Origin of the sequence: Streptomyces fungicidicus (assembly GCF_003665435.1) — a bacterium.
In the GTDB taxonomy this organism is placed as follows: Bacteria; Actinomycetota; Actinomycetes; order Streptomycetales; family Streptomycetaceae; genus Streptomyces; species Streptomyces fungicidicus.
Map to the genome: position 1 here is coordinate 5,852,905 of NZ_CP023407.1, position 14,209 is coordinate 5,867,113.

Annotated in this window: 13 protein-coding genes; 8 read left to right on the plus strand and 5 right to left on the minus strand. The window is 75.1% G+C overall.

Annotation, left to right across the window (positions count from 1 at the left end):
• Positions 1-66: 66 nt before the first annotated feature.
• Genes rsgA through CNQ36_RS26440 form a run of 3 tightly spaced genes read left to right on the plus strand, consistent with a single transcriptional unit; the run spans position 67 to position 3,113 of the window.
• Complete coding sequence (gene rsgA / locus CNQ36_RS26430; protein ID WP_121547812.1) at positions 67-1,158, plus strand: ribosome small subunit-dependent GTPase A; 1,092 nt, start codon at positions 67-69, stop codon at positions 1,156-1,158.
• A 60-nt stretch (positions 1,159-1,218) separates the two neighbouring features.
• A complete protein-coding gene (locus CNQ36_RS26435; RefSeq protein WP_121547813.1) occupies positions 1,219-2,610 on the plus strand; it encodes a bifunctional transcriptional activator/DNA repair enzyme AdaA in 1,392 nt (463 codons plus the stop codon).
• Between the two features lie 2 nt (positions 2,611-2,612).
• Positions 2,613-3,113: a methylated-DNA--[protein]-cysteine S-methyltransferase gene (locus CNQ36_RS26440; protein ID WP_084828325.1), complete on the plus strand. Its 501-nt coding sequence runs from the start codon at positions 2,613-2,615 to the stop codon at positions 3,111-3,113.
• A 7-nt stretch (positions 3,114-3,120) separates the two neighbouring features.
• On the opposite strand, the gene CNQ36_RS26445 is transcribed toward CNQ36_RS26440, so the two are convergent.
• Positions 3,121-3,603, minus strand: a complete 483-nt coding sequence (locus CNQ36_RS26445) for a DUF456 domain-containing protein (RefSeq protein ID WP_004923264.1) — start codon at positions 3,601-3,603, stop codon at positions 3,121-3,123.
• A 176-nt stretch (positions 3,604-3,779) separates the two neighbouring features.
• Here CNQ36_RS26445 and CNQ36_RS26450 point away from each other — a divergent pair, with 176 nt between their 5' ends.
• A complete protein-coding gene (locus CNQ36_RS26450) occupies positions 3,780-5,234 on the plus strand; it encodes a protein phosphatase 2C domain-containing protein (protein ID WP_121547814.1) in 1,455 nt (484 codons plus the stop codon).
• A 66-nt stretch (positions 5,235-5,300) separates the two neighbouring features.
• Positions 5,301-7,043 carry a pyruvate dehydrogenase gene (locus CNQ36_RS26455; RefSeq protein WP_121547815.1) on the plus strand — a complete coding sequence of 581 codons (1,743 nt, stop codon included), beginning with the start codon at positions 5,301-5,303 and terminating at the stop codon, positions 7,041-7,043.
• 6 nt (positions 7,044-7,049) lie between these two features.
• Here the strand turns inward: CNQ36_RS26455 and CNQ36_RS26460 are convergent, their stop codons facing one another.
• Positions 7,050-8,612, minus strand: a complete 1,563-nt coding sequence (locus CNQ36_RS26460) for a helix-turn-helix domain-containing protein (RefSeq protein ID WP_228313089.1) — start codon at positions 8,610-8,612, stop codon at positions 7,050-7,052.
• Positions 8,613-8,881: 269 nt separating this feature from the next.
• Between CNQ36_RS26460 and CNQ36_RS26465 the strand changes: the two genes are divergently transcribed.
• Both CNQ36_RS26465 and CNQ36_RS26470 read left to right on the plus strand, forming a co-directional pair.
• Positions 8,882-9,514 carry a hypothetical protein gene (locus CNQ36_RS26465; protein ID WP_121547817.1) on the plus strand — a complete coding sequence of 211 codons (633 nt, stop codon included), beginning with the start codon at positions 8,882-8,884 and terminating at the stop codon, positions 9,512-9,514.
• A gap of 216 nt (positions 9,515-9,730) precedes the next feature.
• The gene (locus CNQ36_RS26470) at positions 9,731-10,132 is read left to right on the plus strand and encodes an ATP-binding protein (protein WP_004923250.1); all 402 of its coding nucleotides are present in this window, start codon (positions 9,731-9,733) and stop codon (positions 10,130-10,132) included.
• Between the two features lie 40 nt (positions 10,133-10,172).
• On the opposite strand, the gene CNQ36_RS26475 is transcribed toward CNQ36_RS26470, so the two are convergent.
• Together CNQ36_RS26475 and CNQ36_RS26480 are read right to left on the minus strand one after the other, a co-directional pair.
• Positions 10,173-11,213 carry a DUF2637 domain-containing protein gene (locus CNQ36_RS26475; RefSeq protein WP_004923246.1) on the minus strand — a complete coding sequence of 347 codons (1,041 nt, stop codon included), beginning with the start codon at positions 11,211-11,213 and terminating at the stop codon, positions 10,173-10,175.
• A 318-nt stretch (positions 11,214-11,531) separates the two neighbouring features.
• A complete protein-coding gene (locus CNQ36_RS26480) occupies positions 11,532-12,398 on the minus strand; it encodes a (2Fe-2S)-binding protein (RefSeq protein WP_040908395.1) in 867 nt (288 codons plus the stop codon).
• 167 nt (positions 12,399-12,565) lie between these two features.
• Between CNQ36_RS26480 and CNQ36_RS26485 the strand changes: the two genes are divergently transcribed.
• Positions 12,566-13,366 (plus strand): GntR family transcriptional regulator, encoded by an 801-nt coding sequence (locus CNQ36_RS26485; protein ID WP_121547818.1) that lies wholly within the window; start codon positions 12,566-12,568, stop codon positions 13,364-13,366.
• Positions 13,367-13,388: 22 nt separating this feature from the next.
• Here CNQ36_RS26485 and CNQ36_RS26490 read toward each other — a convergent pair whose 3' ends face one another.
• Complete coding sequence (locus CNQ36_RS26490; RefSeq protein ID WP_040908394.1) at positions 13,389-14,156, minus strand: hypothetical protein; 768 nt, start codon at positions 14,154-14,156, stop codon at positions 13,389-13,391.
• Between the last annotated feature and the right edge of the window lie 53 nt (positions 14,157-14,209).

Here is a 14,209-nt window from a genome sequence, read left to right on the forward strand (position 1 = left end):
CTGACCTCACCCTTTCCCGCGCCCACGCGCGGCCGCCGGGGCCACCCCACCTGAAGGGTCACCCCCTTGAGTTCCACCTCCGTCTCCTCCGCGCTCGCCCCCTACGGCTGGGACGACGCCTGGGCCGGCGAGTTCGCCCCCTACGACGCCGAAGGGCTGCTGCCCGGGCGCGTGATCCGGGTCGACCGCGGCCAGTGCGATGTCGTCACCGCGGGCGGCACCCTGCGGGCCGACACCGCCTTCGTCACCCCGCACGACCCCCTGCGGGTCGTCTGCACGGGCGACTGGGTCGCCGTCGAACCCGGCGGCAACCCGCGCTACGTACGCGCGTATCTGCCACGCCGTACCGCCTTCGTGCGCTCCACCTCCTCCAAGCGGTCCGAGGGGCAGATCCTCGCCGCCAACGTCGACCACGCCGTCGTCGCCGTCTCCCTCGCCGTCGAACTCGACCTGGGCCGTATCGAACGCTTCCTGGCACTGGCCTGGGAGTCCGGGGCGCAGCCGGTGGTCGTCCTCACCAAGGCCGACCTCGTGCCGGACGCGGTGACCCGGGCGCACCTTGTCCAGGACGTGGAGACCAGCGCCCCGGGCGTGCCCGTGATCACCGTCAGCGCGCGCGACGGGGACGGCCTCGACGTCCTCGCCGCGATCACCGCCGGCGGTACGTCGGTGCTGCTCGGCCAGTCCGGGGCGGGCAAGTCCACCCTGGCCAACGCGCTCCTCGGCGAGGACGTGATGGACGTACGGGCCACCCGGGACGTCGACGGCAAGGGCCGGCACACCACCACCACCCGCAACCTGCTGGCACTGCCCGGCGGGGGAGTCCTCATCGACACACCGGGACTGCGGGGCGTCGGCCTCTGGGACGCCGGAACCGGCGTCGGCCAGGTGTTCGCCGAGATCGAGGAGCTCGCCGAGGGCTGCCGCTTCCACGACTGCGCCCACGAGAACGAGCCGGGCTGCGCGGTCCTCGACGCCGTGGAGGGCGGCGCGCTGCCGCAGCGCCGCCTGGACAGCTACCGCAAGCTGCTCCGGGAGAACCAGTACATCGTCGCCAAGACCGACGCCAGGCTCCGCGCGGAGATCCGCAAGGACTGGAAGCGCAAGGGCGCAATCGGCAGGGCGGCGATGGAGGCCAAGCGGGGCCGCCTGCGGTAGCGCACCTCCCCGTCCGATTTCCGCCAGCCGGGACGCCCCGGCCGGCGGAGACTGGACGGTGTGAAGGACGAGGACAGCAGGTACCAGGCGGTGCGCAGCCGGGACGGCCGGTTCGACGGGGTGTTCTTCTTCGCCGTCGAGACGACCGGGATCTACTGCCGGCCCAGCTGCCCCGCCGTCACCCCCAAACGGCACAACGTGCGGTTCTTCCCGACCGCCGCCGCCGCGCAGGGCTCCGGGTTCCGGGCCTGCCGGCGGTGCCGCCCGGACGCCGTGCCCGGCTCCGCCGAATGGAACGTACGGGCCGACGTCGTCGGCCGGGCCGTGCGGCTGATCGCCGACGGCGTCGTCGACCGCGAGGGCGTCGCCGGACTCGCCGCACGGCTCGGCTACAGCGCCCGCCAGGTGCAGCGGCAGCTCACCGGCGAGCTCGGCGCCGGGCCGGTCGCGCTCGCCCGGGCCCAGCGCGCGCACGCCGCCCGGGTGCTGCTGCAGACCACCGGCCTGCCGGTCACCGAGATCGCCTTCGCCGCCGGATTCGCCAGCGTGCGGCAGTTCAACGACACCGTACGGGCCGTGTACGCCACCACCCCCAGCGGGCTGCGCGCCGCCGCGCCCCGCCGCGGACGGACCGCGGCGCGCACCGCCACACCCTCCGCCGGGATCCCCCTGCGGCTCGCCCACCGCGGCCCCTACCAGGCGGGACACGTCTTCGACCTGCTGGAACGCGAGGCCGTCCCCGGCGTCGAGGAGGTGAGCGGCACGCCGGGCGCCCGCACCTACCGGCGCACCCTGCGGCTGCCCTACGGCACCGGCATCGCCGCCGTCGGCGAACGCCCGCACACCGGTCCCGGCGCCCACCCCGGCGGCTGGCTCGACGCCCGCGTCCACCTCACCGACCCCCGCGACCTGACCACCGCCGTACAACGGCTGCGGCGGCTGTTCGACCTGGACGCCGACCCGTACGCCGTCGACGAACGGCTCGGCGCGGACGCCCGGCTCGCCCCGCTGGTCGCCGCCCGCCCCGGGCTGCGCTCCCCGGGCGCCGCCGACCCGGAGGAGTTCGCGGTGCGCGCGCTGACCGGCCGCGACGAGGCCGCACGGCTGGTCCGGTGCCACGGCAAGCGGCTCGACGCCCCCTGCGGCCCCCTCACCCACCTGTTCCCCGAACCCGCCGCCCTCGCCGGGGCTGAGCCCGGCGGCACCCTGGGCGCGCTCGCCGCCGCCCTCGCCGACGGCACCGTCCTCCTCGGCCCCGGCGCGGACCGGGACGCCGCCCGCCTGGCCCTGGCCGCCGTCCCCGGCCTCGGCCCGCGTACCATCGCCGCGATCCGCACCCGCGCGCTCGGCGAGCCGGACGTGGCCCCGCCCGGCCCGGACCTTCCCGACAGCTGGCGCCCCTGGCGCTCGTACGCCCTGAACCACCTGCGCGCAGCAGGGGAGTTGGAGTGATCATGACCGCCACCACGTACTGGACGAGCGTGGACAGCCCCGTCGGGCCGCTGCTGCTCACCGCCGCCCCGACCGGCGAGCTGACCTCGCTGTCCGTGCCCGGGCAGAAGGGCGGGCGCACCGTGCGCGACGACTGGCGGCCCGACCCCGGCCCGTTCCGCGAGGCCGCGCGGCAGCTCGCCGCGTACTTCGCGGGAGACCTCGAGGAGTTCCGGCTGGCCGTGCGCACCGCCGGCACCCCCTTCCGGGAGAAGGTGTGGGACGCCCTCGACGCCGTCCCCTACGGCGCCACCGTGTCCTACGGCGAGATCGCCGCGCGGATCGGCGCGCCCCGGGCCGCCGTGCGCGCCGTCGGCGGCGCGATCGGCGCGAACCCCCTGCTCATCGTCCGCCCCTGCCACCGGGTGATCGGCGCGGACGGCTCGCTCACCGGGTACGCCGGGGGCCTGGAGCGGAAGGTGCGGCTGCTCACCCACGAGGGAGTACTGCCCACGCCGCCGTGAGCGCGGGTCAGCCCCAGAACACCGCGCCCAGCCATGCCGCCGTGATCAGCTGGCAGGCGAACAGCTCCGTCAGCACGCTCCAGCCGCCCGAGCGCATCACCGTACGGGTCGCCGCGGCCGCCTCGCCGCGCCGGCCCAGCCGGAGCCGCTCGCGGACGTAGACCCCGGCGAGGAACCCGGGGACCGCGCCGGCCACCGGCAGCAGCACGAAGCCGAGGAACGAGCCGCAGCCCGCGTAGGCGAGCGTCCGGCCGTCGTAGCCCGCCGCGCGCAGCCGGCGGGACGGCAGCGCCCAGCGCACCGCCCGGGACAGCAACAGCAGGACGGTCGCCCCCACCAGCACCCACCAGGCGACGGGCCGCGGATCCTTCAGCGCCCACCACAGCACCCCGGCCCACACCAGCCATGATCCGGGCACCCCTGGCAGCAGCACTCCGCACAGTCCGAGCAGGAGCACCAGTCCGGCGAGCAGGAGGTCCCACGCTCCCATTCGTCCAGGGTGCCGGAGGCGGGGAGGCGGCGCAGAACGGGACGGCCCGCCCCCGCCGGCGCCCGTCGCACAGCCGTCCCGCCGTTCACCCGACGGGCCGCCCCGGACGCGACGCCGGGCGGGGATTTTCCCGATGCCCCGTTTGCATCCGGCCCTCGCGGTGGACAATTGGGGGCATGAGCCAGCAGGGGGGAAGGCCCACCGGTCCCGAGGACGACTGGTGGGGGCAGCTGTACGACGACGGCACCGGTGACACGGGCCCCGCACCGGCGCCCGACTCCCTGGACGACCGCTTCGCCTCGGCGTCCGGCACCCTGGACGCGGGCGGCCCCGCCCCGGCCGGCGCACCCCCGGCCCCTGCGGTCCCCGCCCCCCGGCCGGCCCCCGCCGGTCCGCCGGACCTGCCGCCGCGCGCCCCCTGGGAGCCCCCGGGCTCCTCGTCCCCGGGCCCGGTGACGTTCCCCGCCAGGCCCTCCCGGCCGCCCGAGCCCCCACCACGGCCGGCGTCCGACCCGCCACCGCCTCCCGCCGCCCCCACCACCGGCCGGGCCCTCGGCGCCTGGACCCCGGCCACGGCGCCGCCGCCACCGCCCGCGGCCCCGCCGGCGGGCGACGCCCCCGCGGGCCCCCGCGCCTCCCGTCTCGAACCGCTCCCGGACCCGCCCCCGTCCCGCGGCTACGTGGGTTCCCGGCCGCCCACCTACGACGCCGAGCCCACCGCCCTCCCCGAGACCGACCCCGACGACCCCGGCGATCCGGTCCCGGACACCGTGCTCGACGGCGCCCGCTACGGGGCCTGCACCCTGCGCGCCGCCTCCGTGCGCGGCGACTCCGCCCGCTACCGGGGCGAGCCGCGCCGCGACGCGCTGCTGACCGCGCGGTTCGGCACCGGCGAGCAGGCCCTCGTCCTGGTGGCCCTGGCGACCGGCGCCCGCACCGCGCCCGGCGCGCACCGGGCCGCCGCCGACGCCTGCCGGTGGATCGGCGCGGCGGTGGGCCGCAGCCACGCCCGCCTCGTCGACGACCTCAGGGCGGCCCGGCGCGGCGACCTCAAGTCCGGCCTGCACCGTCTCACCGACCGCAGCCTCGGCAGGCTCCGCGCCGACGCGGCCGAGCAGGGCCTCGACCCCGGCCTCCACACGGCCACCCTGCGCTGCCTGCTGCTGCCCGCCGACCCCGAGTGCCGCACCCGGGTCTTCTTCGGCGTGGGCCCCGGCGGGCTGTTCCGGCTGCGGGAGGGGGAGTGGCAGGACATCGAACCGGAGGCCGCCGACGTGCGGGGCGCACCCGTGGCCGGTTTCGGCTCGCCGCCCTCCGAGACCCCCGGGGGCGACCGCCTCACCATGGACCTGGGCATCCCCACACCGCCCAGCCCGTACGAGCCGGCCCCCGAACCGCCCCGCGAACCGTTCCGCTTCCGGACCTCCGTAGCCCGGCCGGGTGACACCCTGCTGATGTGCGGCACCGGTCTCGCCGACCCCCTGCGCGGCGAGCGGGACCTGCGCGCGCACCTCGCCGACCGGTGGTCGGGGCCCGAACCGCCCGGCCTCGCCGCGTTCCTCGCCGACACCCAGGTACGGGTCAAGGGATACGCCGACGACCGTACGGCCGTCGCCGTTTGGGAGGCGTGAGCGCGCCCGGTGTGACTACATGGAACCCTCCAGGCATGTTCCACACCCGAGGGGCAGACGGAACCCATGGTCAAACAGAACGTCGCGGAACAGTTCGTCGACATCCTCACCCGCGCGGGAGTCAAACGCCTCTACGGCGTCGTCGGCGACAGCCTCAACCCCGTCGTCGACGCCGTGCGCCGTAACTCCGCCATCGACTGGGTCCACGTCCGGCACGAGGAGACCGCCGCCTTCGCCGCCGGAGCCGAGGCCCAGATCACCGGCAGGCTGGGCGCCTGCGCCGGCTCCTGCGGGCCCGGAAACCTGCACCTCATCAACGGCCTCTACGACGCCCACCGTTCCATGGCCCCCGTCCTCGCCCTCGCCTCGCACATCCCGTCCAGCGAGATCGGCCTGGGCTACTTCCAGGAGACCCACCCCGACCAGCTGTTCCGCGAGTGCAGCCACTACAGCGAGATGATCTCCAGCCCGCAGCAGATGCCCCGGCTGCTGCAGACGGCCATCCAGCACGCCGTCGGCCGTTCCGGCGTCAGCGTCGTCACCCTCCCGGGCGACATCGCCGACCATGCCGCCCCCGAGAAGCCCGCCGAGACCGCCCTCGTCACCTCCCGGCCCACGGTCCGCCCCGGCGACGCCGAGATCGACCGGCTGGTCGACATGATCGACGAGGCCGAGAAGGTCACGCTGTTCTGCGGCGCCGGCACGAAGGGCGCGCACGCCGAGGTCATGGAGTTCGCGCAGAAGATCAAGTCCCCGGTGGGGCACGCCCTGCGCGGCAAGGAGTGGATCCAGTACGACAACCCGTACGACGTCGGCATGAGCGGACTGCTCGGCTACGGCGCCGCCTACGAGGCCACCCACGAGTGCGACCTGCTGATCCTGCTCGGCACCGACTTCCCGTACAACGCCTTCCTCCCCGACGACGTGAGGATCGTCCAGGTCGACGTGCGGCCCGAGAACCTCGGCCGGCGCTCCAAGCTGGACCTCGCGGTGTGGGGCGACGTGAAGGAGACGCTGAACTGCCTGACGCCCAGGATCCGCACCAAGGACAACCGCAGGTTCCTCGACCGGATGCTGAAGAAGCACGCGGACGCGCTGGAGGGGGTGGTGAAGGCGTACACGCGGAAGGTGGAGAAGCATGTGCCGATCCACCCCGAGTACGTGGCGTCCGTACTGGACGAGATGGCCGACGACGACGCCGTGTTCACCGTCGACACCGGTATGTGCAACGTCTGGGCGGCCCGCTACATCTCGCCCAACGGCCGCCGCAGGGTGATCGGTTCCTTCTCGCACGGCTCGATGGCGAACGCCCTGCCCATGGCGATCGGGGCGCAGTTCACCGACCGGGGCCGGCAGGTCGTGTCGATGTCCGGCGACGGCGGATTCACCATGATGATGGGGGACTTCCTCACCCTGGTGCAGTACGACCTGCCGGTGAAGGTGATCCTGTTCAACAACTCCTCGCTCAGCATGGTGGAGTTGGAGATGCTGGTCGCCGGACTGCCCTCGTACGGGACCGCCATGAAGAACCCCGACTTCGCCGCCGTCGCCCGCGCGTGCGGAGCGCACGGGGTGCGGGTGGAGAAGCCGAAGGAACTCGCCGGGGCCCTGAAGTCCGCGTTCAAGCACAAGGGCCCGGCCCTGGTCGACATCGTCACCGATCCCAACGCGCTGTCCATCCCGCCGAAGATCAGCAAGGAGATGGTGACCGGATTCGCGCTGTCCGCCTCCAAGATGGTGCTGGACGGCGGGGTCGGCCGGATGGTGCAGATGGCCCGGTCCAACCTGCGCAACGTGCCCCGTCCGTAGGCCGGTTCACCCGGTGCGGGGCCGCCACTCGCGTGCCGAGGTGTCGTACTCGTAGCGGGGCAGGCCCGCCAGGCCGCTGGTGCGGAACGGACGGCCGTCGTCGTCGATCCGGACCGTGCCGGTGCGGCCCTGCGAGGACCAGTCCAGCTCCAGGTACCAGCGGCAGTCGCAGTGCGCGGTCCGGGCGGTGACGAGCAGCACCTCCGGGTCGGTGGCGGACACCCGGTAGGGCATCCGCACGGCCGGGATCGGCGTACCGGCGTCGTTGCCCGGGACCGCGCGGGCGAGGGGCCGGTCCTTGTCCAGGTCCACGTCGAAGTAGCGCGGGGTGAGCGCGCCGCCGCAGCCCTGGTCCATGGCGTACGCGTTGCCCGGCGCGGGGTCCGCGCGGCCGGCCACGCGGACGCGCAGCGCGGTGAGGACGACGGCCGTCTCGGAGGTCCCCTGCACCGACAGCTGCACCGTCGTCCCGCCGCCGTGCACGGCCGACTGGGTCTCCGCCCAGGTCCGGGCGTCCTGCGGGGCCGGGGGCGGCGGGACCTGCTCCGGGGGCCTGGCGACGACGTAGTCGTGCCCGCACCCGTACGCCCAGACGTGGGAGTCGGCTGACCAGGCGAGGACCGGCGGCGCGGCGGTGGCGGAGTCCTCCGCGGGGGCGGTCGTGGCCGGGCCCCGCCGCGGACCGGCGGTGGTCGCGCCGCCCTTCGGAGCCGCGGAGCCGGACGGCGAGGGTGAGGGGGAGGGCGAGGCGGAGCGGCTCCGGGACGCCTCGGGGGAACCGCTCGCCGCGGGCGCGCCGGGTGACACGTCCGGGGGACCGCTCCCGGCGGACGCCCCCCGGTCGTCCGGCAGCGCGGACAGACTCCCCACGGTGGCCAGCAGCGCACAGGCGGCGGCCAGCGCGACCGCCACCCGCTTCCGCCGCCGGTACCAGGGCCGCCGCCCGCCCACCGAACCGCCCACGCGGGCGACTTGCCCGGTGGCCGGGGCGGTGGAGGGCTCGGCGCGGGGAACGCTCGGGTGCGCCGCCTCCCCGGTGTCCGGGCCCGGGCTGGCCCCGAGGTCGGGGGCGGATCCAGCGGCCGGGGTGGAGCGGGACTCGGCGTGCGGACTGCTCGGAGGCGCGGCCTTCTCGGCGTCCTGGCCCGAGTCGGCATCCGGGCTGGGGCCGGGGCGCGGGACGGAGCGGGAAGCCGGGCGGGGGGCAGGGGCCGGGGCGGAGCGGGGCTCGGGGTGGGGAACGCTCGGGTGCGCCGCATCCCCGGTGTCCGGGGCCGGGCCGGATTCGGGGTTCGTGCCGGAGCGGTGCTCCGCGGGAGGCGGGGTGTGCGGGCGTTGGCGGGTTTCCATCGCGCGGAGCCAGCGGTGGTGGAGGTCCAGCCGCTCCGCCCGCGACGCACCGCACAGGACGGCGAACCGCTCCACCGGCGCGAACTCGACGGGCACCGTGTCGCCCGCGCAGTAGCGGTGCAGCGTCGAGGTGTTCATGTTCAGGCGCCGGGCCAGCGAGCCGTAACTGCGGTCCGTGCGTTCCTTCAGTTCCCGCAGCAGCCTCGCGAACTCAGCCACGTCGTCCTGTGCCGACACCGTCACCCCGCACTCGAAATGGACCGGCCCGGGCCCCGGGACGGCATCCCAGGCACCCCATGTATCTGCACGTCGGAGGGGCTGGGATGGTTCCATGCCGGCGGATCCGGCGACGAGGCTTGCGTCCCCCTCCCGACGCGGCCGATGCTCTTGGCACCGCGAACCGCCCCGACGGCCACCCGAAGCACCGGCCGGTCCGTCACGGCGCACCGCACCGCCATTCCACCACGCACATCCCACGGGGGACACCCATGCCCAGGCCCGCCCGCGCCGCCACCCTCGCGACGCTCACCGTCGCCGTACTCGCCGCCGGCACGGCACTCACCGCGCCCGCCGGCGCCGCCCCGGAGAAGACCGCCCCGCGGTCCGCCGCACCCAGGTTCCTCGCGGCCTCCGAACTGCCCCCGCACCCGTGGTCCGCCTGGACCGCGAGCCCGGTCGCCGACGGCTTCCCGGTGGAGCTCGCCTTCTGCCTGGGCGAGGGCGTACCGGCGTACGACTACCGGCACCGCGTCTTCCACACCGAGCTGGACACCGGCGCCGTACAGGTCACCGTCGTCACCGGCTCCGCCGCCAAGGGCAAGGCGCTGGCCGCCCTGCTGGACGAGGAGATCCGCGGCTGCGCCGCCCGGATCGAGCGGACCGACCGCGACACCGAGGCCGAGGGCCGGTACTACGGCTCGCTGCCGGTCGAGGAGGGCGCCGAGGTGCACGGACTGCACACCGAGACCTCCTGGGGCGCCACGGACGTCCATCTGCTCTCCGTGGGACGGGACGGGAGGACCGTGACCGTCGTCGGCTGGGGACAGATGGGCGACTTCGGCGACGCCCCGGTGAGCGCGTTCAAGAAGACGACCAGGAAGGCCGTCGAGAAGCTGTACTGAGGCCGCACGGCCCGCCACGACCACCATGAGCAGCCGGGGTCGTCCTCTCGCCACGGGGGTCGGGAGGACGGCCCCGCGCGTATGCGTGGCCATCGCATGTCGGCCAACTACCGGTTGTGACCGTCCGGTATGACTGCCGGGTGGGCGACCGGGCAAGGATTCCCGTGAAGGTGTTCGACCACAGGGGGAATCGACATCGGCACGCGGGCGGGGGCCATGAAGAGTCAGGCTTCGGCGGATCGGCTGAGGCGCACACTGGGGCGGGCGGATCTGCGGGCGGTGCCGGAGTCCCGCAGGGCGCTGCGGGAACTGCTCAGGCACTGGGGGACACCGGAGCGGTCCGCGGTGGCGGAACTGCTCACCAGCGAGCTGGTCACCAACGCGCTCGTGCACACCGACTACGAGGCGGTGCTGACCGCCACCGTGGGACCCCGCGGACTGCGGGTGGAGGTACGGGACTTCGTGGCCCACGAGCCCCGGCCGCGCCCCCGGAGCACCGAAGAAGGCACAAACGGAAGGGGCCTGGTGCTGGTCGAGTCCCTCGCCGACGAGTGGGGGGTCCGCAGGCACCGGGTGGGCAAGTCCGTCTGGTTCGAACTGGACGCGAAAGCGGCCTGAGGGGTGCGCGGTCCGCACCCCTCAGGCCGCCCTCGGAACGTCAGCCGAACTGCTGCTCCAGATCCTTGAGCTTGCGCTCCAGGGAGTCCAGGCGCGGCAGGGCCTGGGTGTCGTCCTCGGCGGTGAGGTCCACGGTCAGCGGGTCACCGGTACGGACGGGCTGCAGGGAAGGACGCGCGCGGACGGGCAGGGCCTCCGGCGCCGCTATGGCAGGCTCCGCGGAGACCATGTCGGAGTCGCGCTCCACCGTGGGCGCCTCCAGTTCGCGTCCGCCGCCCCGGCCCGCGAAACCCCGGTGGCCGCGGCTGATCGCCTTCAGCCGGGCCCGCTCCATGCGCTGCTGGTCCCGCCGGCGCTGCTTCTCGGCGTCCTTGCGCAGCTTGTCCTCGCGCACCTCCTCGACGGCCTCGTCGAGGCTGCGCACGTTCTCCAGCAGCATCAGCGACCAGGCCCCGTAGGTCTCCCGGGGCGCGCGCAGCCAGCGGACGATGCGGATCTGCGGCAACGGACGGGGAACCAGGCCCTGTTCGCGCAGGGCGGCCCGGCGGGTCTGCTTCAGCGCGCGGTCGAACAGGACCGCCGCGGAGAGGGACATGCCCGCGAAGAAGTGCGGGGCGCCCGCGTGGCCCAGGCCCCGGGGGGCGTGCACCCAGTTGAACCAGGCCGCGGCGAAGGCGAACGTCCACACGAGTATGCGCGAGCCGAGCGCGGCGTCACCGTGGCTGGCCTCGCGCACGGCGAGCACCGAGCAGAACATGGCCGCGCCGTCCAGTCCGAAGGGGACGAGGTACTGCCAGCCGCCGGACAGGCCGAGGTTCTGTTCGCCGAAGCCGACCAGGCCGTGGAAGGAGAGTGCGGCGGCCACCGCCGCACAGCAGAACAGCAGGACGTAGGAGACGGTGCCGTAGAGGGCCTCCTTGCGCCTGCGGCGTTCCTCGCTGCGCTCCCACGAGTCGTCCGCGCTCGTGCTCTTGACCGAGGAGCGCTTGCCGCGCGCCAGCACCGCCACCGCCGCCAGCATGCCCAGGAGCAGCACGCCGCCGGGAAGCAGCCAGTTCAGCGATATGTCGGTCAGTCTCATCTAGGGGTCCCTTGCATTGGGATAGGGCGTAACGCCCGACATAGTGGCCCAGACTCAGCGGCCCTCAGGGGGTTTCGGGGCAAGAGGCCGCCAAGGAGGTGCGAGGGGGAGCCCAGGGCAGCGTTCTGCTCGAACCGCCGCACGGAGGGCGGGAGTTGAGTTCGAATGAGCCTACCCGTACGGGTGGTTCCTCGGATAGTTCCCGTGAAGGGTGAGGGAATTGTGAAGCGCCTGTGACCTCTGCCGCGGTCGCCCCCTGCGGAGCGCCGACCGGATGATCTTACCCGGCGGACAGGGGTGCCCCGTCCCGACGGGGCGTCAGCCGGCCTGGCCGACCAGCTCGTTGACGCGGCCGGCGCTCCCGGCCCGCTCGGTGGCGCAGGTGCGCGGGCAGGTGGCGCACATGTCCGCGGGGCGCAGGGTGTAGAACATGCAGCAGCTGACCCGGTCCCGGGTGGCGCGCTCGGCCGCCGCGCCGGGGCCCTCCGGGCGGCGGAAGGTCGCCGCGCCCACGTACGGCCTGGTCGCGCCGGGCAGCAGCAGCTCCAGTTCGCGCAGCGCGCGCTCCTCCTCGCCGAGCAGCCCGCCGACGTACCGCAGGCTCTCGACGATCTCGTCGGTGGCCATGGCCCACAGGGCCCGGCCACGGCGGCGCATCCGGGGGCCGAAACCGGTCAGGACGGGTTCGAGGTGCTGGGCGACCGCCGCGCGCACCTCCGCCCGCAGCGCCTCCTCGTCGGGCACCACCCGGGCGCCGGGCAGTGCGGCGGCGGGGTCTCCGGGGAGGCAGGCGAAGCCGTCCGGGCGCACGGCCATGCGGCCCACGGCGAGACCGGCGGCGGTGCGGTCGAAGGAGACGTGCGTCGCGGGGTAGTACGGCACCCTGCGGTGCAGGAACCACGGCACGGTGATCAGTAGGCAGGCGGGCCAGGCGTAGCGGTGCAGTCCGAAGCTGGCGATCACGTCGGGGCGGCCCTGCTGCCCGTAGTCCCGCCGCACCTGGGTGTCGTCCCAGGTCAGGAAGTGCTCCAGTGCGGCGCCGCCCTCGGCGAGCCCGGCGGCGGTGATCCAGCCGCCGCCCGTGGGCGCCGCCTCGCCGGTGCCGAGTTCGGTGACGGCCAGGGCGGGAAAGGCCTCCGTCAGGCGGGCGTACGCGTCCGCGACGGCCGAACCGGGCATGGGCATGCTGCCACCCTTCACGTCTCGTGGAGCCGGGCAATAAAGGTAAGGCTCACCTTACCGAAGATCGGCCGGATGTGAACCGGCGGCCCCCGTGCGCTTAGGGTGCTTGACGGACCGGTGACAACCCGCCGTAATGACCCCAAGTACCGACACGTCCGCAGGAGGACCTTGTGAAGCAGGGCACGCGGGGCTCCGCCGCGACGGGCGAGGCGGTGACCGGCCGGGCCGCCACGGGCCGCCTCCGGGTGCCGGAGCAGCCGGCGGCCGGTGAGGCCGCGCGCGGTGAGCACACGCACGGCGAGCACGCCGGGCGCGGTGAGCACGCCCTGCCCCGGCCCCGGGCCGTCGTGCGGCGGTCCTCGGTGCGCGGGCAGATCCTCGACGCGCTGCGCACCGCGCTGGTCACGGGTGACCTGCGGCCCGGCGAGGTGTACTCGGCGCCGGTGCTCGGCGAGCGGTTCGGCGTCTCCGCGACGCCCGTCCGGGAGGCGATGCAGCAGCTCACGCTGGAGGGCGCCGTCGAGGTCGTGCCCAACCGGGGGTTCCGGGTCGTGGAGCGGGGCGCGCGGGAACTGGCAGAGCTCACGGAGATACGGGCGCTGATCGAGGTCCCGGTGATGATGCGGCTGGCGCGGACCGTGGCGCCCGAGCGGTGGGCCGAGCTGCGCCCGCTCGCGGAGGGGACGGTGCGCGCGGCCTCCTCCGGATGCCGGGCCACGTACGCCGAGTCCGACCGTGCCTTCCACCGCGCGGTCCTCGCCCTGGCCGACAACGAGCAGCTGGTCCGGATCGCCGAGGACCTGCACCGGCGCACCCAGTGGCCCCTGGTCGGGCCCGCCCCGGGGGCCCGCGGGCGGGCGGAGCTGGTGGCCGACGCCCACGAGCACACGGCCCTGCTGGACGCGCTGATCGCGGGCGACGTCGACGTGGTCCACGCCCTGGTGACCGACCACTTCCACGGCGCCCCCTGACCGGGGGGCGGGTCCGGTTGTGTTACGCCGTCGCCGTGCCCGGGGCGGGTGGGGCAAGCTGGGCGGCGAGCCAGGTGGGGACGCCGCCCAGGAGACGGAAGAGGCGGCGGGCCTCCTCGCGGAGGCGGGAGGCCTCCGGCTCCGTCTCCGTGTCGGCGAGGGAGACCAGGGCCGGGGCCGTGCCGACGAGGTAGCCCAGCTCCTCGCGGATCCGCAGGGATTCCGCGAAGCCGTGCCGGGCCTCCGCCAACTCCCCCTCGCGCAGGGAGAGTCCGGCCAGATGGCGCCAGGTGCCGGAGAGCAGCAGCGGGTCGGCGTGCGCGGTGGCGCCCGCGTGGGCGCGCCGGTACGCGGCACGCGCGGCCTGCGGGGAGCGCGTGAGGTTCTCGGCGATCAGCCCGCGCCGGAAGTCCAGCAGCGCCCGCCCCGCAGCCCCGGGGGCGATCAGCGCCGCCGCCCGGCCGAGCGCGGCCCGCGCCTCGTCCGCCCGGTCCCGCACGGCGAACAGGGTGGCGGCGTAGGCCAGGTACCCGCGTTCACAAGCGGCGGCCCCCCGCTCGTCGTCGCTGTGCGCCAGCGCCTCGGCCGTCCGCAGCGCGTCCTCGGCGTCCTCCCACCCCGCAGCGGTGTACACGCACCGTTCCACCAGCAGCGACGCCCGCTGCAGCGCCGTCTCCGGGCCGGCCGGTTCGAGCAGGGCGGCGGCGTCGGCCCAGCAGGCACGGGAGCGCAGCCGCCACACCGCCGTCCGGAGGGGATCGTCATCGGCGGTCGTTCCGTCACCGGACATGGCGGTATGCGCCACGTTGCCCTCCCCGAGCACGCCATCGAGCTGTTGAGTGG

What these genes read in the sequence shown, in the direction of transcription:
- CNQ36_RS26440 (WP_084828325.1), top strand. Translation starts at nt 2,613, where the DNA reads ATGACCGCCACCACGTACTGGACGAGCGTGGACAGCCCCGTCGGGCCG.
- CNQ36_RS26445 (WP_004923264.1), bottom strand. Translation starts at nt 3,603, where the DNA reads ATGGGAGCGTGGGACCTCCTGCTCGCCGGACTGGTGCTCCTGCTCGGA.
- CNQ36_RS26450 (WP_121547814.1), top strand. Translation starts at nt 3,780, where the DNA reads ATGAGCCAGCAGGGGGGAAGGCCCACCGGTCCCGAGGACGACTGGTGG.
- CNQ36_RS26455 (WP_121547815.1), top strand. Translation starts at nt 5,301, where the DNA reads ATGGTCAAACAGAACGTCGCGGAACAGTTCGTCGACATCCTCACCCGC.
- CNQ36_RS26465 (WP_121547817.1), top strand. Translation starts at nt 8,882, where the DNA reads ATGCCCAGGCCCGCCCGCGCCGCCACCCTCGCGACGCTCACCGTCGCC.
- CNQ36_RS26470 (WP_004923250.1), top strand. Translation starts at nt 9,731, where the DNA reads ATGAAGAGTCAGGCTTCGGCGGATCGGCTGAGGCGCACACTGGGGCGG.
- CNQ36_RS26475 (WP_004923246.1), bottom strand. Translation starts at nt 11,213, where the DNA reads ATGAGACTGACCGACATATCGCTGAACTGGCTGCTTCCCGGCGGCGTG.
- CNQ36_RS26480 (WP_040908395.1), bottom strand. Translation starts at nt 12,398, where the DNA reads ATGCCCATGCCCGGTTCGGCCGTCGCGGACGCGTACGCCCGCCTGACG.
- CNQ36_RS26490 (WP_040908394.1), bottom strand. Translation starts at nt 14,156, where the DNA reads ATGTCCGGTGACGGAACGACCGCCGATGACGATCCCCTCCGGACGGCG.